At 60.5% G+C, this 20,332-nt stretch carries 18 protein-coding genes and 1 tRNA gene; 14 read left to right on the forward strand and 5 right to left on the reverse strand.

The annotated features are described in order from the left end of the window. Positions 1–35: 35 nt before the first annotated feature. From U1A53_RS18980 to U1A53_RS18995, 4 genes are all read left to right on the forward strand, one after another. Positions 36–4,151: an SUMF1/EgtB/PvdO family nonheme iron enzyme gene (locus U1A53_RS18980; protein ID WP_322283421.1), complete on the forward strand. Its 4,116-nt coding sequence runs from the start codon at positions 36–38 to the stop codon at positions 4,149–4,151. A 54-nt stretch (positions 4,152–4,205) separates the two neighbouring features. Then, complete coding sequence (locus U1A53_RS18985; RefSeq protein ID WP_322283423.1) at positions 4,206–5,696, forward strand: DUF1501 domain-containing protein; 1,491 nt, start codon at positions 4,206–4,208, stop codon at positions 5,694–5,696. Between the two features lie 104 nt (positions 5,697–5,800). Then, positions 5,801–6,175: a DUF423 domain-containing protein gene (locus U1A53_RS18990; protein ID WP_322283425.1), complete on the forward strand. Its 375-nt coding sequence runs from the start codon at positions 5,801–5,803 to the stop codon at positions 6,173–6,175. Positions 6,176–6,259: 84 nt separating this feature from the next. Beyond that, a tRNA-Phe gene (locus tag U1A53_RS18995) sits at positions 6,260–6,332 on the forward strand. 15 nt (positions 6,333–6,347) lie between these two features. On the opposite strand, the gene U1A53_RS19000 is transcribed toward U1A53_RS18995, so the two are convergent. The 3 genes from U1A53_RS19000 to pssA form a co-directional block, all read right to left on the reverse strand. Beyond that, positions 6,348–6,749: a hypothetical protein gene (locus tag U1A53_RS19000; RefSeq protein WP_322283427.1), complete on the reverse strand. Its 402-nt coding sequence runs from the start codon at positions 6,747–6,749 to the stop codon at positions 6,348–6,350. 35 nt (positions 6,750–6,784) lie between these two features. Then, on the reverse strand, positions 6,785–8,008 hold the full coding sequence (locus tag U1A53_RS19005; RefSeq protein ID WP_322283429.1) for a hypothetical protein: 1,224 nt from the start codon (positions 8,006–8,008) through the stop codon (positions 6,785–6,787). A 64-nt stretch (positions 8,009–8,072) separates the two neighbouring features. Beyond that, entirely contained in the window at positions 8,073–8,945 is an 873-nt protein-coding gene (gene pssA / locus U1A53_RS19010; protein ID WP_322283430.1) for a CDP-diacylglycerol--serine O-phosphatidyltransferase, read from the reverse strand. A gap of 103 nt (positions 8,946–9,048) precedes the next feature. Here pssA and U1A53_RS19015 point away from each other — a divergent pair, with 103 nt between their 5' ends. The 4 genes from U1A53_RS19015 to thiE all read left to right on the forward strand — a co-directional run bounded on the left by U1A53_RS19015 (position 9,049) and on the right by thiE (position 11,575). After that, positions 9,049–9,612, forward strand: coding sequence for a rhodanese-like domain-containing protein (locus U1A53_RS19015; RefSeq protein ID WP_322283433.1), 564 nt, complete (start codon positions 9,049–9,051; stop codon positions 9,610–9,612). A 9-nt stretch (positions 9,613–9,621) separates the two neighbouring features. Next, a complete protein-coding gene (locus U1A53_RS19020) occupies positions 9,622–10,110 on the forward strand; it encodes an iron-sulfur cluster assembly scaffold protein (protein ID WP_322283434.1) in 489 nt (162 codons plus the stop codon). A gap of 54 nt (positions 10,111–10,164) precedes the next feature. Beyond that, on the forward strand, positions 10,165–10,722 hold the full coding sequence (gene sufT, locus U1A53_RS19025) for a putative Fe-S cluster assembly protein SufT (protein ID WP_322283435.1): 558 nt from the start codon (positions 10,165–10,167) through the stop codon (positions 10,720–10,722). Positions 10,723–10,930: 208 nt separating this feature from the next. Beyond that, on the forward strand, positions 10,931–11,575 hold the full coding sequence (thiE, locus tag U1A53_RS19030) for a thiamine phosphate synthase (protein ID WP_322283436.1): 645 nt from the start codon (positions 10,931–10,933) through the stop codon (positions 11,573–11,575). Here the strand turns inward: thiE and U1A53_RS19035 are convergent. Beyond that, positions 11,553–14,372, reverse strand: coding sequence for an insulinase family protein (locus tag U1A53_RS19035; RefSeq protein ID WP_322283437.1), 2,820 nt, complete (start codon positions 14,370–14,372; stop codon positions 11,553–11,555). The genes thiE and U1A53_RS19035 overlap by 23 nt on opposite strands. A 180-nt stretch (positions 14,373–14,552) precedes the next feature. On the opposite strand from U1A53_RS19035, the gene U1A53_RS19040 reads away from it, so the two are divergent. After that, the gene (locus U1A53_RS19040; RefSeq protein ID WP_322283438.1) at positions 14,553–15,749 is read left to right on the forward strand and encodes an adenylate/guanylate cyclase domain-containing protein; all 1,197 of its coding nucleotides are present in this window, start codon (positions 14,553–14,555) and stop codon (positions 15,747–15,749) included. A gap of 16 nt (positions 15,750–15,765) precedes the next feature. Here U1A53_RS19040 and U1A53_RS19045 read toward each other — a convergent pair whose 3' ends face one another. Next, positions 15,766–16,638: an alpha/beta hydrolase gene (locus U1A53_RS19045; protein WP_322283439.1), complete on the reverse strand. Its 873-nt coding sequence runs from the start codon at positions 16,636–16,638 to the stop codon at positions 15,766–15,768. Positions 16,639–16,813: 175 nt separating this feature from the next. Here U1A53_RS19045 and U1A53_RS19050 point away from each other — a divergent pair, with 175 nt between their 5' ends. The 5 genes from U1A53_RS19050 to U1A53_RS19070 all read left to right on the forward strand — a co-directional run bounded on the left by U1A53_RS19050 (position 16,814) and on the right by U1A53_RS19070 (position 20,322). Next, positions 16,814–17,689, forward strand: coding sequence for a hypothetical protein (locus U1A53_RS19050; RefSeq protein WP_322283440.1), 876 nt, complete (start codon positions 16,814–16,816; stop codon positions 17,687–17,689). A 30-nt stretch (positions 17,690–17,719) separates the two neighbouring features. Continuing rightward, positions 17,720–18,337, forward strand: a complete 618-nt coding sequence (locus tag U1A53_RS19055) for a ribonuclease HII (protein WP_322283441.1) — start codon at positions 17,720–17,722, stop codon at positions 18,335–18,337. Beyond that, entirely contained in the window at positions 18,334–18,864 is a 531-nt protein-coding gene (locus U1A53_RS19060; protein WP_322283442.1) for a YraN family protein, read from the forward strand. The genes U1A53_RS19055 and U1A53_RS19060 overlap by 4 nt, the downstream gene beginning before the upstream one ends. Before the next feature lie 69 nt (positions 18,865–18,933). Then, positions 18,934–19,947: a dihydroxyacetone kinase subunit DhaK gene (locus tag U1A53_RS19065; protein ID WP_322283443.1), complete on the forward strand. Its 1,014-nt coding sequence runs from the start codon at positions 18,934–18,936 to the stop codon at positions 19,945–19,947. Positions 19,948–19,959: 12 nt separating this feature from the next. After that, complete coding sequence (locus U1A53_RS19070) at positions 19,960–20,322, forward strand: Crp/Fnr family transcriptional regulator (protein WP_322283444.1); 363 nt, start codon at positions 19,960–19,962, stop codon at positions 20,320–20,322. Positions 20,323–20,332: the final 10 nt, after the last annotated feature.

The raw sequence follows: 20,332 nt of genomic DNA on the forward strand, positions 1-20,332 counted from the left end.
CCATCCCGCGTCGTTTTTCGTAAAAGCTGCTCCGCATGGCCGACGATTCCATTCCCGCTCCTGCGTCTTCGGGTTCGCCGTCATCGCGTACCTCGGGCGGGGGCATGCGCTGGGAGCCGCCAACCGCCGCCGAACTTCAGGCGCTGATGCCGGGCTACACCATTGAAAAGCTCCTCGGTCGTGGCGGCATGGGCGCGGTGTATCGCGGTGTTCAAACCAATCTCGACCGGACGGTTGCCATCAAAATCCTGCCGCCGGGGGTGGAACAGGAAGATCCCAGCTTTGCCGAACGCTTCAAAAACGAGGCGCGTCTCATGGCGAAGCTGGCTCATCCAGGCGTGGTGGGCGTGTATGACTTCGGCAGCACGAGTGCCGGCCAGCTCTACTTCGTCATGGAGTATGTGGATGGCAGCGATGTCTCGCAGTTGTTGAAGGAGCAAGGCAGACTGCCGCCGGAGCATGCGCTGGCCATCACGGCGCATGTGCTGGACGCCTTGGGCGCGGCGCACAAGCTGGGCATCGTCCATCGCGACATCAAGCCGGCGAACATCCTCATCAACATGGCGGGCGCGGTGAAGGTGGCGGATTTCGGCCTGGCCAAGATTGATGATCCAGGCGGTCACGGCCTCACCAGGACGGGCTTTTCGATGGGCACGCCGGATTTCGTCTCGCCGGAGGCGTTGATGCTGGGGTCACAGGTCGATGGCCGCGCCGATCTCTATGCCGTCGGCGTGATGCTCTACCAGATGCTCACGGGCAACATTCCACGCGGCGCCTTCAAGCCCGCGTCGGTGCTGCGGTCCACGCTGGACCCGCGTTACGACCCGATCATCACGAAGGCGATGCAGCACGACCGCGAGGAGCGCTACCAGAACTCGGCGGAGATGCGGCAGGCGCTGGATGTGATCCTGACCACGCCCTACGTCGCCCCGGAGGCCACCTCTCCGGTGGCCGCGGTGCCCGCACCGCAGGGGGAGGCACCACGCACCCGCCAGCCACAGCAGCGGATGCCGCAGCCTGCGCGCCACTACCCACCGCCACCGCCGAAGAAGAAGTCGGGCGCAGGGATGATGATCGGTGTGCTGGGTGTGATCGCGGTCATCGCCGCAGGCGCGTTCTTCTTTTTGAAGAAGCCTCAGCCAGTTCCCGCTGGTCAAGGTTCCGGATCCGTGGTGACCACGCCATCGCAGGGCGGGAGCGCTTCGCCATCTCCTTCTCCCCCAGTCTCATCTTCTTCACCCCTCGCGACTGCCACCAAGGACGCGCCCTTCATCAACACCCTCGGCATGAAGTTCGTCCCGGTGCCTATCACCGGCGGACCGACGGTCGGGAAGCGCGTGATCTTCAGTGTGTGGGAGACGCGGATGCAGGACTTCGGGGTGTTTGTGAAGGAGACCAAGCGCGAGTGGACGAGTGCGGGTATTCCGCGAGGCCCCACGCATCCGGCGGTGAATGTGAGCTGGGAGGATGCGCAGGCGTTCTGCGTGTGGTTGACTGAGCGTGAGCGAAAGGCTGGGAAGCTGGCCGCAAACGAGCGCTACCGGCTGCCGAGTGACCACGAATGGAGCTGTGCGGTGGGGATCGGCGAGCGCGAAGACGCGGCTAGGCTGCCCTCGGAGAAGTATGGAAAACTCGCGGACGTGTTCCCCTGGGGCAGCGTGTGGCCCCCGCCCGTGGGAGCGGGCAACTTCAGCGGCGAGGAGACCATTGGCAAAGAGATCAACAAGGCGACCCAGATATCCCTGACGGGTTATCGCGATGCTTTCATCGCGACGGCACCTGTGGGGAGCTTTCCGCCGAGCCGCTTTGGCATTTTTGATCTGGGCGGGAATGTCTGGGAATGGTGTGAGGACTGGTTTGATGCCTCGCAAAAAGACCGGGTGTTGCGTGGCGGTTCCTGGGGCAACTTCGAGCGCGACCGTCTGCTGTCGTCCAACCGCGGTCACCGCACGACCGTCTCTCGCGCCGACAAGCAAGGCTTCCGTTGTGTGTTGTCTGCTGGGGCCGCGTCGGCGTCGGCCGACTCCACAGTGAGCAACACCCCGGCACCGATGACCGTCGTCCCAAGCCCGGCTGCGCCTGCCCCATCACTCGTGGCAGCGACCACGCCCACAATGCCCAGCATCGCACCCGCCGCGCCCGCCACTCCGCCTCCCGCAATCCCGACTCCGCCTTCCACCGACCCGCGCCTCGTGCAACTCGAAGCCGGATTTCAGGCCCGCTACGAAAGCGATGCGCAGAAACCCTTCCTCGCCGCCGTCGCCACGTTGAACCAGAGCTATGTCGCCAACGGCATCGCCCGTGCGCGGGCCGCAGCGCAATCCAAAGGCAGCCTGCCGGAAGTCACCGCGCTGGACGCGGAGAAAGCCGCCATCGAGAAAGGTGCCGGCGTTCCCGCCGAGGATGCGGCGGACACATCCGAGTCGCTCAAGAGCCTGCGCGCCACCTACCGCACGGCCTTGGCCAAGCTCGAAGCCGACCGCGCGAAAAAGGCCGCGCCGCTCTACGACATTTACGTCAAGGCGCTCGACGCCTATGTGATCGAACTCACCAAGGCCAACAAGATCGAAGACGCGACGAAGGTGAAGACCTTGCGCGAAGAGATCGCCACAAGACGCGTCGCTCCGGTTGCATCTATTGCAGGCGGAAGCGCGCCAGCGTCTTCAAAGGACGGCATCACCAACACCCTTGGCATGAAGTTCGTGCCTGTGAAGGGCACCGATGTGCTCTTCTGCATCCACGAGACGCGCAGGCAGGACTACGCGGCGTATGCTGCAGAGGAGCCTGACGTGGACGGCTCGTGGAAAAACCAGCAGAAGAACGGCGTCCCGTGCGGTGACAAGGACAACCACCCCGTGGTCGGTGTGAACTGGGAGGATGCGCATGCGTTCTGCGCGTGGCTCAGCAAGAAGGAAGGCAAAACGTATCGCCTGCCCACGGATGAAGAATGGAGCCTTGCTGTGGGTCTGGGGCGTGCGGAGAAGCCCCAAAGCACCGAGTTCCCGTGGGGTGGCGACTTCCCGCCAAAGACCAAAGATCAAGCCGGCAACTACTCTGACAGCTCATGGCACGAGAGCTTCCCTGCGCTGCAGGGGATCGAGGACTACACCGATGGCTTCCCCACCACCGCTCCGGTGATGAGATTCAAACCGAACAAGCTGGGCCTCTACGACTTGGGCGGCAATGTTTGGGAATGGGTCGAAGACGGGAACGCCGCACCAACAGACCCGGTCGCGCGCGGCTCCTCGTTCGCGAACTTCGAGCGAGGCACGCTGCTCTCCTCCTACCGCGCCCGTCTTCCTCGCTCGTCTCGCATCGACGACTACGGCTTCCGGTGTGTGCTGGTGCTGTCCAGTCCCGCTCCAGCGACCGCCATGCCGCCCTCGGTGCAACCCATCAACCCCGCCGCCGCTCTTGTGCTCAAGAACGGCTTCACCAACACTCTCGGCATGAAGTTCCTCCCCGTGAAGGGCACGGACGTGCTGTTCTGCATCCACGAGACGCGCCGGCAGGACTACGCGGCTTATGCAGCGGGAGTCTCGGGCGTTGACGGATCCTGGCAGAACAAGATGCAAGAGGAAGTGCCTGCGGGGCATGAGGACAGTCACCCGGTGGTCGGGGTGAGTTGGGACGATGCGCAGGCATTCTGCGTATGGCTGGGCCAGAAAGAGGGCAAGACCTACCGGTTGCCAACCGACCGGGAGTGGAGCATCGCCGTGGGTCTCGGCCGCGATGAGAAGTGGACCGCGGACACCACGCCGGATACGGTCGAAAAGAACCCAAACAAATTTCCCTGGGGCACGGACTATCCGCCGCGGACCAGCATGCGAGTCGGGAACCTGGGTGACACGGAGTGGAAGGCCAAGTTTCCAGAGAAAAAGTTCCTGGAGGACTACACCGACGGCTATGCCACCACGGCTCCCGTCATGAGCTTTGAGCCGAACTCCTTCGGCCTCTACGACATGGGCGGCAGCGTCTGGGAGTGGGTGGAGGATTGGCACAGTGCCGAGCGCATCCATCGCACGCTGCGTGGTTCCTCCTACTTCTTCTTCAGTCGTGGCCGGGAGTCCATGCTTTCATCCTACAGGGACAAGCGTCTGCCCGAGGACCGCTCCGCCATCAACGGGTTTCGTGTGGTGTTGGTGCCATGATGCTTGTGGTGCAGCCACCTGTTAGTAACGCAGGCCCCGGCACGTTATGAAGACATGCATCCGGTCGAACAACAGATTCTTCAAAAACGCCGCGAATTCCTCACCACCAGTGCCAATGGCATCGGGGCGCTGGCGCTGGGTGCCTTGTTGACGGAGGAAGGGCTTATTTCACGCGCCTCGGCGATGGAACCGGGAGCGGTGATTGATCCGTTGACGCCGAAGGCTGGGCATTTCCCGGCGAAGGCGAAGAACTGCATCTTTATCTTCTTTGAAGGTGGACCGAGCCAGATGGATCTGTTCGATCCGAAGCCGAAGCTGAACGAATTGAACGGCCAGGCGCTGCCGGAGAGCATGACGAAGAACGTCCGCTTCGCCTTCATCCGCAAAGAGACCGCGAAGCTGATGGGCAGCCCGCGCAAGTTCGCGAAGCACGGCCAATGCGGCATGGATTTCAGCGATTTGCTGCCGCACATGGCGAAGCATGCCGACGACTGGCTCATGATCCGCAGCCTGCACACGGATCAGTTCAATCATCATCCCGGCCAGCTCGTGCTGCACTGTGGTCGCGCGCAATTCGGCCTTCCCACGATTGGTTCATGGCTCAACTACGGCCTCGGCAGCATGTCGCGCAATCTTCCCGGCTACGTCGTGCTCAGTGCCGGTCGCGGCACCAGCGGCGGCGCTTCACTTTGGCAAAGCGGCTTCCTGCCGAGCACTTACGCCGGTGTGTTGTTCCGTAATCAAGGTGAGCCGGTGCTCAATTTGAAAAACCCTCCTGGCATCCCGATGAATCTTCAGCGCAAGGGCCTGGACACGCTCATGGAGTTGAATCAGAGCCGCTACGAGCATCTGCGTGATCCTGAGATCGCCAGTCGCATCGCCGCGTATGAGCTGGCCTTCCGCATGCAGTCCTCCGCGCCGGAATTGATCGACCTGAAGGACGAAAGTCAGCAAACGCTCGAAATGTACGGTGTGAACCGCAAAGATCCGCCGATCAAAGCCTCGCGCGGCGGCGGGCCGGGCCAGTATCAAGCCTTTGCCAAGAACTGCCTGCTCGCACGACGCCTTGTTGAACGCGGTGTGCGCTTCGTGAGCCTCATGCACGCGAGCTGGGATCATCACAGCGACCTCAACAACGAACTCAGTTACAACGCCGGCATGGCCGACCAGCCGATCGCCGCGCTCCTCAAGGATTTGAAGCAACGTGGCATGTTGGAGGACACGATGGTCATCTGGGGCAGCGAATTCGGCCGCACACCGCTCGGCGAGAACCGCGGCGGCAATCCGAACGCCACCGGACGTGATCATCATCCCTTTGCCTTCACCATGCTCGCCGCCGGCGGCGGCATCAAAGGCGGTCAAACCTATGGCGAGACTGACGAGATTGGCTGGAGCATCGTGCGCGATCCTGTCGATCTGCACGACTTCCATGCCACGGTGCTCAATCAATTCGGTTTCGACCATCTGCGCCTCACGCATCGCTTCCAAGGCCGCGATTTCCGTCTCACAGATGTGTCGGGGCGGGTGATCAAGGAGTGGATTTGAAAAAATGACAAAATCCGAATGAGGAATGACGAAACTGGCAAAGGCCGGGCTTGTGCAGACTCTCCCATTCGTCATTCTGCATTCGACATTCGTCATTATTTCCCATGCAGCCCGATCCTTTCCGTCTCCGTCTTTCCGCCCTCATGGGTTTTCTCGCCATCGCCCTCGGTGCTTCCGGCGCGCACGGCAGCGTGCATGACAAGCTCAAGGCTGCGGGCGAATTGGAACATTGGGGGACGGCGGTGCAGTATCATCTGCCGCATGCCGTGGTTCTGCTGCTGCTGACGTTGTTTGCCAGCACGAAGCCCGCGATGCTCTGGGCCTGGCGCATGTTTCTGGCGGGCATTTTCCTCTTCAGCGGATCGCTCTATGTGCTCGCCTACACCGGCATGAAATGGCTCGGGGCCGTCACTCCGCTGGGCGGCCTGAGCTTCATGATCGGCTGGGCGCTCATCGCGATCTCCGCGAAGGGAAAATGAGCCTTCGGCCCAATCTGCGCAGGGCACGAAAAACACGTTGCGCCAGGATTGAAGCATGCTCCAATAGCGGCCCTTCAAGTCAGAGGCTCGGTAGCTCAGTTGGTAGAGCATGGGATTGAAGATCCTAGTGTCGGCGGTTCGATCCCGTCCCGAGCCACCTCTTAAAAAGTGGTCAAACCTCCAGAAAGTAATCCGCAGGCAGGGCGAAGTGACGAGCGAGCTTCCGAATGTGCGTCGTGGTCAGTTGTCGTGTGCCGTTGACGATCTTGCTGCCCATGCTCGGCTCCAGTTCCAGCAGCCGTCCCAAGTCGGCCGCTGTCATGCCGTGCGTTTCCAGCAGTCCGGCCAGGCGTTGGGTCACTGGTAGCGGTTTGGTTTTCTTTTCCGTGTTGGCCTCATAGTCGGCGATGAGATCCGCCACCAGTTCAAACCAGTCGGCCTGATCTTTGTTCATTTGCTTCTCATGCCCCCAAAGCGGTTCAATGGCTGCCAGCGCCGCCGCATGGTCCGTCTTGTCCCGGATAGGACGCGGCAGCCACACGGAACGGCAAAGGGTGTCGTAGTCACCGGGCATGGTTTCAAAAGATGCGGCAGGGGAGATGGTGCTGCTCACACCACCGTCGCGCTCGCCAGAATTTCCTCGGCCAAGCCTGGGATTCGTTCGAGCGTTTTGGCTGGAGTTTCGCGCAGGGCGGGCACCCGCAGGCCGTCTTCGCCCAAAGTTTGCAGCAATTGGTCCAAGGCCTGGCCGAAGGCGGTGACGGCGGCGGTTTCTTCCGCGTGGTCGTGACGCAGGCCGTTGAGCAGGGCCACATGCTCGTAGCGCTGGAGCCATTCGGCGGCACGCGGGCGGTAGCGTTCGATGATGAGGCGCATCAAGCTTTCGGCGGAGCGCGGTTCGGCTTCACGCAGAACCTGGAAGGCAAGACAGCGCGCCACATCGGCAGCGGCGGAGATCAATCCCGGCTCGTTCACGCCGATCTGATCATGCGCGAGGCTGCGGTGGCGGTGCTCGAAGTGAAAGCCGAGATCGACCTGGCATTGACGCTCGCCGGGGAGGTGGCGGAAAGCCTCGCACAGGATGGAGATTTCGAGACCCCAACCGCCGGGCAGGCTGAAGCGCTCGATGGCATTCATCTCGGCGGCGAACTCACCGGAGAGCGGGTAGCGGTAGCTGTCGAGCTGCTCGATCAGCGGCTTGGAGCCCAGCACATCGCGGCAGGCCTGGATGAGCGGGAAGATCAGCAGCCGTGTGACGCGGCCATACAAACGATCCGAGACGCGGCTGTAGTAGCCTTTGGCAAAGTGATAGCCCATGCGCGGGTGCAGCAGCGGATAGCACAGGCGCCACAGCAGATCACGGCTGTAGTTCAAAATGTCGGTGTCGTGACTGACGATGATGCCTTTGAAGCCGCGTGCATGAAGGTAAGCGATGCCCATCCAGATGTTCGAGCCTTTGCCAGCGTGATGACCGGCCAGTCCGGCCTCCTCCATGCGCTGATACACTTGGGAGAGCTGCGGGCCGTCGTTCCAGAGGATATGCGCCTTCTTGTCCTTCAAGTTCTGCCGGCAAAGAATCAGCGCGCGCTCATGCTCGGCGGCGTCCATGCCGTTCATGCTCAGCACGACCTCGCTGATATGCCCGGCCTGCGACACTTCCTCCAAAATGCGCGGCAGCGCGGGGCGCTCGCATTCGGCGTAGAGGGCGGGAAGCAGCAGCACCACCGGCTTGTTCCGCGCCCATTCCAGCATCTCGCTCTCACGCGCGGAACTGTCCGCGTGCGCCAGATGATGAAGGGTGGGCACGCGCGCGTGCTGGTAAAAGTCTGCCATGGAGAGTTCGGTGAACGCTCAATTACGAGCGTGCCGGGCGTTTGCGAAACGATTTTGTTTCAAATCAAATATGCACCCCATGGTCATGGCCCGAACGGCGCGACGGCTCCGGTTCGCCGTTGAGCACAAGGGTTTCGGCATCCGCATCGATCTCGATTGATTCCGCGTCGATCTCGATCTCCTGCCGCCATTTGCGCGAGACCCACGGCCGGGCGAGTCCGTAAAGCAGGTAGGTCACGAAGATCACCGAGGGCATCCAGTGCCAGTTCATCACCGTGAAGGCGATGACCACGATGCTGATGAGCACCCAGTGGAAGGAACGCTTCGTGCGCCAGTTCACCGCCTTGAAGCTCGGGTATTCGAGATTGCTCACCATCAGGTAGGACAACAGCGCCATCAGGCCCGCCAGGGCATACTTCCAGTTGCCGATTTCCTTGCCGTTGCTGTCCAGCCAGATGACCAGCAGTGTCAGCGAGGAGATCACGCCCGCCGCCGCCGGAATCGGGCAGCCGCGGAAGCTCTTGCTGCTGCTTTTCACATCCGCCGCCGCGAGACAATTGAAGCGCGCCAGACGCATCGCCCCACACACGAGATACACGCACGAAATCAGCCAGCCGAGGCCTTTGGGCGTGTCGATCTCCTTCAGCACGATGTCATGCACCAGCAGGGCAGGGGCCACGCCGAAGGAGACAATGTCCGCCAGCGAATCGAGTTCGCGGCCAAACGGGCTTTCCGTGCCGCCCATGCGCGCCACACGGCCGTCCAGCGCGTCAAACAGGCAGGCCAGCAGGATGAACACGATCGCATAATAGTAATGCTGGTGTTCGTCGAGATGCCTGCCGTCGAAGATTTGCAGGATGGCGACGAAGCCACAGAGAATGTTGCCCGCCGTCATCAAAGTCGGCAGCACCGGAATGCGAGGTTCGTGGGCGCTCATGAGTGAAAAGTCAGATTCGGACGACTTTAACGCCTCCGGCCTCGTTGCCTAGATGAACTTTGCGGTTTCCAAGCCCGCCACACCGTCTAATCTCACCGCCCCCATGCCCCCCGCTGAACTTCCACCCCTGAATGGCGACATGACCATGAGCCAGGTGCTCCAGGCCTACCCTGGCGCGCAGCGGGCCTTGTTCGCGCATTACCACATCGGCGGCTGCCGCAGTTGCGGCTTCCAGCCCGGCGAGACGCTGGCCCAGGTGTGTGAGCGGAATGAAAACATCCCCATCACCGAGGCGGTGACGCACATTCAAGAAAGTCATCAAGGCGATGCCTCGCTGCAAATTTCCCCGCAGGACTTCGATCAGCTCCGCCGCATCAAGACCGACCTCATCATCCTCGATGTCCGCACCCGCGAAGAACATGAAGCCGTGAAGCTCCCCGGCGCACGCTTGCTCACCCAGGAACTCGTGCAGGAGATATTCACCAGCGGCGACAAGACGCAGACGCTGGTGCTTTACGATCATACCGGCTCACGCTCGCTCGATGCTGCCGCTTACTTCATCGGCCACGGCTTCGCCGAAACGAAATGCCTCTCCGGCGGCATTGATGCCTACAGCCGCGACATTGATCCAAGCCTGCCGCGCTATCGTATCGAAATCGAAGACTGATTTAGCACCATGGACGAAGCCGCTCTCCAGCAAGCCCTCACGGACACCCAGAACCTCGGCGAGATGCCCGATGCCGACGCCGTCGGCACCGTCGGCAGTCCTGACTGTGGCGACATGGTGCGCCTGTGGATCAAGTACAAGGAGAAGGACGGCAGAAAGGTCATCGACAAGGCAAGCTTCCAGAGTTTCGGCTGCCAGACCGCCATCGCCGTCGCCAGCATCGCCACCGAATTGATCCGCGGCAAAACCAAGGAGGAGGCGCTCTCCATGTCCGCCGAGGAATTGAGCAAGCCGCTCGGCCCGTTGCCGCCGATGAAGATCCATTGCGGTCAGATGGTTGAAGGCGCGCTGCGTGCCGCGCTCGAAGCGGAAAGCAAAGAGCCAAGGGCGAAGGGCGAAGAGTCCAAACCCCAAACTGACCAATCTGGCACGCTTGCTGATGCCTTGAACCTCGCCGGCAAAACATCAGGCAAAATCAAGATCGTCATCACTTCATAAAACGTGTCTTTTTTGTTTGTCTCTTTGCCCTCCGCTCTTAGCCCTTAGCCCCCCATGCACTCCTCCCTCGAACTCAAACGCGAAGTCGAAGCCGTCCAAATCCCCAGCGGCGATCTCATCAAGCTGCCGCTCGGCATGAAGATCATCATCACGCAATCCCTCGGCGGCACCTACACCGTCGCCACAGACTTCGGCCTCGCCCGCATTCAATCCAAGGATGTCGATGCGCTCGGCATTGATCCCGAGGCCGCCAAGAAGGAACTGGACGGCACCTCCTCCAACATCCCCGCCGATGTCAGCGATCTCGAAGGCCAGGTCTGGAACCAGCTCAAGAACGTCTATGACCCCGAAATTCCAGTCAACATCGTCGATCTCGGACTCGTCTATGACTGCAAGGTCGAAGCCGATGCCGAAGGCAAGAACAGGGCGTTGGTCAAGATGACCCTCACCGCTCCCGGTTGCGGCATGGGTCCCACCATCGCCGCAGACGCGCAGAGCCGCATCATGACCATCGAGGACATGGACGCCGCCGCCGTCGAGCTCGTCTGGGATCCCGCCTGGAACCAGGGCATGATCAGCGTCGAGGGCAAGATGAAGCTCGGCATGATTTGACCCCCTGGAGCGCGGTTTTCAAAAGCCGCTCTGGTTTCGTGTCAGTGAAGTGGTCCGCCTATGGAATGTCTCGGTTGCGACTGCTGCGGCAAGACCGCGTTCTGGAGCGGTATGCGGATGCTCCATCCAAGCCTGTTGAGATTCGCAACCGAACGAATGCTTTCTCAGGCTTGCACGAGTCATCATCACACCTCATCAGATAACACGCATGAAACGCATTCAGGAAGCAAGGCTTTATGGCATCGTTGATCTCGGTTATCTGACGCCAGATAAGGTGGAACACATGACCGCGCAGCTTTGCATGGGAGGGGTCGATGTGCTGCAACTCCGCGCCAAAAAGCTAGCGCCCAACGAGGTCGAACGCCTGGCTCGACTCATGCTCCCGATCACACGCGAGCATGCTGTGCCGTTGGTGATCAACGATCATCTCGATGTGGCCGCCGTTATTGGCAGCGAGGGCGTTCACGTCGGTCAGGATGACGATGTGGTCGCCAAAGCACGTGCGGTGGTCGGTCCGACGTGTTTTGTCGGCAAATCAACGCACAGCATGGCCCAAGCCGTCGCGGCGCAGGCGGAAGGGGCGGATTACATCGGCTTTGGACCGTTGTATGCCACAGGAACGAAGCCGGACTATGTGCCGATTGGTTTGAATGACATCGCGGAGGTACATCGCCGCGTGACGCTGCCGATTTTCTGCATCGGCGGCGTGAATGCAGTGCGATTGGATGAAATCATCGACGCTGGAGCGAAGCGCGTCGTGGTGGTGTCCGCGTTTCTGCTGGCGGCAGATGTGAGCGGTGAGGTGCGGGAGTTGAAGCGGCGTTTGACGGCTACTTCTTCTCCAGCGGAATGATGCCGGCGGTCACGGCGCGTTTCGCACCGAGGTATTCCTTGGCGAGGGCTTCGATCTCTTCCTTTTTGATGCCGGAGAAGTCACTGACGAAGGTGCGCGCCCAGTCGAGGCGTTCAGGGTGCTCCTGGGAGCAGCGCAGGACGTTCATGGACCAGTAGCGGTTGTCACGGCGCATCTGCTCAAGCTGGGCGAGCATGGGTTTGATGGCGCGATCGAATTCATCGTCGGTGATGGGACCAGCGGCGAGCTTGTCGCCGATATCGATGACGAGCTTGGTCAGCGAACCGGCCAGCTCGGGTTTGCACTCAATCATCGTGGTCATGTAGCCGTAGCCGGTGAAGGAGTCGCTGCCGACGTGGTAGCAGGCGGGGCTGTAGGTGTCGCCCAGCTCCTCGCGCACCTTGATGCGCAGGCGGTCATCGAGGATGGAGCCGAGCAAGGTGAGGCGACGGCTGCGTTGGATGTTGCTCATGTCCGTGGTGGGCCAGTAGATCGTGGCGATGGCTTTTGGAATCTCGGTTTCAAAGGGGAACTGCTTGCTCGCTTCCGGTTTGGGGAAGGCGACGGCGCGTTCTTTTTCATACGCGGGCTTCTTGGCCGCGCGTTTGGGCAGAGCACCGAGCGTTTTGGCCACGGCGTTGAGCGCGGCGTCGGCATCGACATCACCGAGCACGCTGATTTCGAGGTAATCCTCCTTCAGGGCCGATGTGAGCCATTCCTTGAGCTCGGCAAGGTTGCGCTTCCTGAGTTCCTCCATCTTCGGGAAACCCCAGCGCGTATCGCCGGAGTGCATGAAGGCGACGACTTCGTTGTTCATGACGCCCTCGGCAGTGTGCTGAAGCTGCGTGTACATCGGGTCGATGTTCTTTTCGAACTGGCGTGCTGCCTCGTCGCGATAACCGGGGGCGGTGAGATAGGCGGTGAGCAGTTGAAGCTGCGCCTCAAGGTCGGCAGGCGTGGTGCGTCCGCTGAGGAGGAAGGCTTCGTCGCCGACAGTGAAATCACTGCCAACCGTGCGGCTGGCGAAGATGCGGCGGATATCATCGACACCGTGCTTTTCGAGTCCGCCAAGCTGGAAGGTGCTTTGCGCGAAAGGAATGATGCCGGGCTTGTCCGCAGGAGCTGACAGCTTGCCTCCACCGAAGTTGATGAGCACGCGGATGGTACCTTTTTCGAACTCGGTGCGCTTGTGGTTGAAGCGTACGTTGTTTTCAAACACAGCCTGGGTGATTTCGAGATCCTTGGCCTCGGTGCGATTCGCGACCTTGCCCGCAGGGCCGAAGTCGGTGTAAGCGAAGGCGGCGGTTTCCTCCTTGGCAGGTGGTGCCACGGGCTTGGCGCGGCTGTCCTTGAACGTGGCGATGATCTGCTTCCCGGCATCGCCTTCGAGCTTCAAATTGCCACCGAGGAAGAGCTGGATGTCATCACCCTTCCAATCTTCAACGAGCGCAGCGTGGCTGTCTTCCTTCTTCAAACCGGCGAGAACGGTCGAAATGCGGGCGAGATCGTCGGCGGGATGAGTGAAGACTTTTTTTGAGGCCAGGACGCTGACGATGCCGCTGGCGAGATCGCGCGATTTACGGCTGTCGGCCTGATCGGCGCGGAGTTTGGCGCTTTTCAGCAGGGTGGCTTGGGCCTCCTGGAATTCAGCATCGGTGAAACCGTGCTCGATGGCGCGGCGGAGTTCGGTTTCGAGCAGTGTGAGCGTGGCCTGCCAGTTTTTCGGGTCACACTGGGCCTGGATACCATTGATGCTGACGAATTCGAGATACTCGTAACTGTAGCTTTCCGCACCGATGAACGGAGCGCCTTCTGCCTTGGCGAGTTTTGAGAGGCGCTGGTTGATCATCATGTCGGCGAGGTCACGAATGGTCTTCTCACGACGTGTGGCGGCGCTGTCGGGCTTGTTTTTGGCAGAGCGCGGGATTTCGACGGAAAGGGTGAGCGCCTCGGCCTGCATTTCGGTGTGCAGTTTGGCCACGATGCCGTAGCCGGAGGTGATCTTGCCCAGATTCGGATCCTTGGAATCGTCACGACTCGGTTTGGCATCGGCGAACTGCTTTTCGATCTCCGCTTTGACGGCGGCGGTGTCTTTGAAATCGCCCACGGCGACGATGGTGGCGCGCTTCGGTGTGTAATACGTTTTGTAGAAATCGACGAAGCGCGGACGCTTCATCGTCTTGATCGTCTCCTCCGTGCCGATGGGCATGCGGTGCGGCAGGATGGATTCAGGCAGTGCGAATTTGTAGCCTTCGATCATTGTGCGGTACTCGATGGAGTCGCGGCTGAGTTTCTCGCTGAGGATGATGCCGCGCTCTTTGTCGATCTCGGCTTCGCCGAGCAACATGCCATCAAGATAATCACGGAAGAGCTGCACACCTTCGGTGATGAGCTTCGGCTCCACCTTGGGCAGTTCGAGCATGTACACGGTTTCTTTGAAGGAGGTGTGCGCGTTGGTATCCGCACCAAATCCCATACCGAGGCGCTGAAAGTATTCGACCATTTCGCCGCCCTTGAAGTGACGGGAGCCATTGAAGGCCATGTGTTCGAGGTAGTGGGCCATGCCCTGCTGATCGTCCTGCTCCATCAAAGAACCCACATCCATGTAAAGGCGGATGCTGGCACGACCGGGCGGTTCGTCATGCGGGAGGATGATGTAGCGCAGCCCGTTTTCGAGCGTGCCGTACTGGGCTTTCGGGTCGGCTTTGAGATCGCTGCTGTCCTGGGGCCATGTGGCGGCGGAAAGGGTGGTGGAGAAGACGAGTCCAAAGAGGAGGGCGGCGAGCGGCTGGTGCATAGGGTGGTGAAAGAACGTGCGGGGGCGGGGAATTGTCGAGAAAAAGTGCGGAACTGGCAAACGAGCACGATGAGGCGGAGCTGTCATCAGAGGAATCGAAAAGGAACTGAGATGAGGGCTGGCATTTTCCGATGGAGGGCGGCTATTCTGCGCCCTCCTCTATTGCTGATGAAGGATCTCATGTTACATGCCCTGAACGAGGCACGCGTGTCGAACGCCCGCCTGATCAATGTGCTGCGTCTGGCGACGATTTCGGTGCTGCTGCTCATTCATACTCTGGTGCCGCAATACACGGCGGATGTGACGGGCGAACGTGTGCAGACGGGTGTTGTCATTGCCACCGGACTGGCTTTTCTGCTCTGGCGCATCGGCAGGCATTCGGACAAAGCAGCACGCAGAACGGCGCTGGCGGTGCCGCTGCTGGACATGCCTACGGCCTTTTTGATTCAGTGGCTGAGCATGTCTGGTGTGCAAGGGGATCGTGCGGTGGCGAACTGGACGCTGGCGGCGTTTGTCTGCTTGTTGATGATGTCCGCCTTGTCACTGGGGCGAGTGGTGTTGTTTGGTTCATGGCTTCTGGCGACGGTGCTGTCCGTCAGCCTGCAATGGCATGCGCAAGAGTCGCCGCTGGGAATGACAGGCGGCGTGGTGCTGCTGGCACTCGCGATGATCGTCTGCCACAGCCAGCAGCGCATCCGCATTCAGATGGTGGAACGGCTGTCGGTGGAACAGGAGCAACGCGAACGGCTGGGGCGGTATTTTTCACCGGAGGTGGCTCGGCAGATCACGGAATCCGAGGCGGGACTGGCGGCAGGGCAGGACCGGCTTTTGACCGTGCTGTTCACCGATTTGCGCAGCTTCACCTCAATGGCCGAACGTCTGGAGGCCTCGCAGATTGTGCCACTGCTGAACGCTTACTTCGAGGAGATGGTGGCCGTGGTGTTCAAGCATGGTGGAACCTTGGACAAATACCTCGGTGACGGGCTCATGATTTATTTCGGTGCTCCGCTCCCGCAGCCGGATCATGCCGCGCGGGCGGTGCGCTGTGCGATGGAGATGCTGGAGCGTCTGGACGCATTGAATCACGCCCATGGTTTGGTGGGGCGCCCGGCGCTGCGCATGGGCATCGGCATTCACACGGGCATGGCGGTGGTGGGCACGATGGGGGCTTCACACCGTCAGGATTATACTGCGATCGGCTCGACGGTGAATCTGGCCTCACGTCTGGAGCAACTGACCAAAGACTACGAGTTTGACATCATTGTGTCCGAGGAAACCCGCAAGGCGGCGGGAGATGCCGTGCGGCTGCGTGATGCTGGCATGGCGAGTGTCAAAGGCGTTGCCGAACCACTGAAAATCTTCACGCCAGAGTGCTGAATCAGCCGATGGGCGCCTATTCCACTTTGCCCAGCCCGGCGTTGGGGTCGGGTTCGAGGAAACCGAGTTCGACGAACAGTTCGTCCATCGCCATGAGGGTGGCTTCGTACATCTCGAAGGAGAGATTGAAATTGAAGAAGCCGTGGCCCTGGCCTTCGAACTCGATCAAACGGCAGAGATTCTTCTTCTTGCTCGATTTACGGGCGAACTCGTAGGAGCCGCCGAAGGGCACCACGCGGTCGGCGGTGCCGTGCATGAGAAGCATCGGCGGCAGGCCGGGCTTGATGCCACGGATGAGGTCGGCGGCCTTGCTGGTGGCCTGGTCCGGCCAGCGGTCGCGTCCGAAGGCATGCTTCGAATACGTGTCCATCACCGGATTGAAGAGCACTATGGCGTTCGGTGCGGGGCTGCAGTCGAGCGCGTCGGAAGGATCGTCGAAGCCGTTGAGAATGGCCGCGGAGGCAATGGCGTGACCACCACCGGAACCACCGACGCCGACGATCTTGCCAGGGTTGATGCCAAGCTCGACGGCGTTCATCCGAATCCAACGGATGGCGGAACGGGCATCGGCCATGGCTTCGACCGGACCTGTGCTGTGGCGGGTTGCAACGCGGTAGTCGAAGCAGATCGTCGTCATGCCGCGAGAGGCAAAATAAACGCAATGCGGGGCGAACTGCGCCACCTGGCCGTTGTCCCAACCACTGCTGAAGAAGAAGGCAGCCACTGATTTGGGATACGAAGGAGCCTTGTCCATCTCGGGTTCCCAGATGTAGGCGGAGAGATTCACTCCTCCGACACTCTTATAGATTTCTTCGCGGGCGGTCTTCAGCAGCTCCCGATTTCGGTCGATCGGGGGTGTGCGTGGCTGGCCTTCGCTGAATGACTCCATGTTTTGGGGGTGAGGAAAGTTTGACGTTTACCAGAATCGCCAAAACGGGCAAATGGTTTTCTGGTCGGAACAAAACTATCAAGGCGATTTTCCCCTGATGCGAGTCTTAAAATGGTGATCAATGGTTGTTTTCGCCTAAAACGTGGACTTCTTTGGCACCTTCATCTCCCACGTCATGCGCCAGATCTTCCTGCTGTTCCTTGGCTTCAGCCTGTTTCATCATCCTTCTCCATTATCTGGCCAGACCAGTGATGCCGAGCTGCATGCCACTTTGGAAAAGGTCTATTTGAGGTGGCGTGAGGCGATGATTCGCAAGGATGCGCAGGCATGGGCGGCGACCATCACACGCTATCGCCAGACAGTGATCCGCAATCTGGTGGTGAGTGAACGGCGGAAGTTTCCAGACGCCGTGTTTGCTTCCGAGGTGCAGCCGCCGGCGCTGGCGGGCCTGCGCCTGCTCGAAGTGCAGGAGGTGGGATTGACGGCGCATCTGGTTTACTTTGGCAAGATCAATATGGGCCAGGATCAGGAACTGGTTCGCGACAACATCCTCAAGCTGAAATTCTATCGCGAGAACGGTGAGTGGAAGTACGACAGCAATCGCATCACCCGCCTGGAAAATGCCCCTGAGGTGCTCAAGGAGCTGCAAGCAGGCAAACGGCCTGACTTTCTCGATTTGCCCGAATACACACCGCCCGGCAGCATGCCGCCGCCGCCGCCGCTGTGTCGTGTGCCGGATCACAAGGCCGGCTACAAGCTGCAGACCCTCGGTTACGAAACGACCATCAGCATGAACGGCATCGATTACGAGCCTGTGCAGGATGCTTTGGACCAGCAAGTTCTCATCGGCGGCCTCGTCAACAGGCACAACGAAATCACGCTGAAGATCAAACCGGTGCCCGTGCCGGAGGGCAGCAAGGCCTCGTTGCAATTCCGCGTTTACATCCTGGCCAACGATCCCGACAAGCCTGGGACCGAAGTCCTGCGCTGGCAGGCACCGGAAACCGGTGCTCCTGCCCAAGTCACGCTGCCCTTCGAGGTGAAACCGTGAGTTCGTTGGCAGTTCATTCCGCCCTTTCCCATGCCAACGCTCGACCACGAGAACACGCTGAGAGCCTCGGGTTTCCGCATCGTTGCGGGCATTGATGAAGCTGGGCGCGGGCCACTGGCCGGGCCGGTGTGTGTGGCGGCGGTGGTTCTGCCGGATGACTTCACCCATGCCGTGCTCAACGACTCGAAGCAGCTCAGCGAATCGAAGCGCGAGCGGCTGTATGGCGAGATCACCGGCGATGCACGCATCCAGTGGCATTGCGTGAGCATCGAACCCGATGAAATCGACCGCATCAACATCCTCCAGGCCACTTGGGAGGGCATGCGCCGTGCCGCACTTGGGTTGAATCCAGCGCCTGATGCCGCGCTCATTGATGGCAAGCCGGTGAAACGCTTCCCGCTGCACCACGTCGCCCTGGTCAAAGGTGACAGCCTCAGCTACTCCATCGCCGCCGCCAGCATCATCGCGAAAGTCACGCGTGATCGCATCATGGTCGCGATGGCGCAGCAGCATCCTGAGTATGGCTTTGAGATTCACAAAGGCTACCCCACGCCCGCTCATCTCGCCGCTTTGAAGAAGCATGGGCCGTGTCCACATCACCGTCGCAGCTTCAGGCCTGTGGCACAGCTTAAACTCGACCCGGCATGAAGCACCGTACCTTCCGCCCCGAAAGCTTGTGGCGCTGGCTGCGGCGGCGGGCGACAGGTGATGCTCGTGTGCGAGAGGCGGCGCTTTGGATGCATGCTCAACCCCTGTCATTGTTTCGTCGCCGTCTTGCCGGTCGAAAAATGGATCGTCCTGAAATCGGCCGCATGGGCGAATGGATTGCCGCCCGCTGGCTGGCTTCGCATGACCGCCGTGTGCTCCATCGCAACTACCGTGGCGTCAATCGTGGTGAGGTGGACATCGTGGCCCGCCATCGCGATGTGCTGACGTTTGTTGAGGTCAAAACCCGCACCAGCACCGCCTTCGGTCGTCCCGCCGATGCTGTTGGCCCTGACAAGCAGCGACTCATTCAACGCGGGGCCATGGACTGGATGCGTCTGCTCGGCAATCCGCGCATCAAGTTCCGTTTCGACATCGCCGAGGTCATTCTCACCGAGGGTGAGCTGCCGCATGTCCACATCATCGAAAATGCCTTCCAGATGCCGGACAGCTCGGTGGCCGGGCGGTGAAACGTGCTTTGACAGCCTCGGCTCACGCCGTAAAACTGGCGCTCCTTTTCCAACCCCCACGCCCCGACCATGAGCCAAGCCAACCCTGCCAAGAAGATCATCAACAACCCGCTCAAATGCGCCGACGAGCTCTTTGAAGGCCTCGTGCTGGCCTATGATGGCAAGGCACGTCGTGTCGGCACGCGTTCCATCGTGATGAACGATCTGCGCCCGGATGCTCCAGCGCTGTTGGTGGGTGGTGGCGCGGGTCATGAGCCGATTTATCATGGCCTCGTTGGCAAAGGCATGGCTGATGGTGCTGCCGTGGGCGAAATCTTCGCCGCTCCGCCTCCTGACATCGTGCTCGAAGCCGCGCAGGCCGTGAACCGTGGCAAAGGCGTGCTGTTCCTCTACGGTAACTATGCCGGTGATGTGATGAACTTCGACATTGGCGCGGAACTCGCTGCGGAAGAAGGCATCACCGTGAAAACCGTCATCATCGCCGACGATGTCTGCTCCGCTCCGCCAGCGGAGAAGCACAAGCGTCGCGGAGTCGCCGGGCTTGTGCCGATCACCAAGATCGCCGGTGCCGCCGCCCAGATCGTCGATTCACTCGATGAACTCGCCCGCATCGCTCAAAAAGCCTGCGACAACACGCGCACTGTCGGTGTCTCAACCAAGCCAGGCAGCATCCCCGCCACCGGCAAGCCGACCTTCGAACTCGCTGACGATGTGATCGGCCTGGGCATGGGCATTCACGGCGAAAAGGGCGTGGGCTTGATCCCAATGTGCAGCGCTGATGAACTCGCCGCCAAAATTCTCGACTTGCTGTTTGCTGATGATCTGGCGCTCAATTCTGGTGATGAAATCGTCTTCTTCGTCAACAGTCTGGGATCCACGCACATGATGGAGCTGCTCATCCTGCTGCGCGGTGCGAAGCCGATCCTCGAAAAGCGCGGCATTAAAATCCACCAGACCATCGTTGATAACATCGTCACCTGCCAGGAAATGGCCGGTGTGAGCTTCAGCATCACCAAGCTCGACGCCGAGCTGAAAAAACTCTGGGACATGCCCTGCGAGAGCGTGGGCTACACCAAGCTCTAAATCATCAAGGCCATGAAACTCCCCGAAATCTTTGCCAGCCCCGTCAACATCCGCTCCTTTGTCCAAGGAGCAGCGATCTTTAACGCCGGCGACGATTCAGGGGAGATGTTCGTCGTTCAAAGCGGCGAGGTGGACATCATCATTAACGGGACTGTCGTCGAGACCGTCGGTCCCGAAGGTTTCTTTGGTGAAATCTCGCTCATCGAGGATTCCGCCCGCGCTGCTGATGCCATCGCCAAATCCGATTGCAAGCTGGTGCCCGTGAACCGTCACCATTTCCTCTACATGGTCGATGAGATGCCGCAGTTCGCCCTCCACGTCATGAAAGGCATGGCAGACCGGCTGCGCAATGCGGACAAGCGCGCGGAAGCGTGAGGGGCTGTCA

The organism is Prosthecobacter sp., from assembly GCF_034366625.1.
Taxonomy (GTDB): Bacteria; Verrucomicrobiota; Verrucomicrobiia; order Verrucomicrobiales; family Verrucomicrobiaceae; genus Prosthecobacter.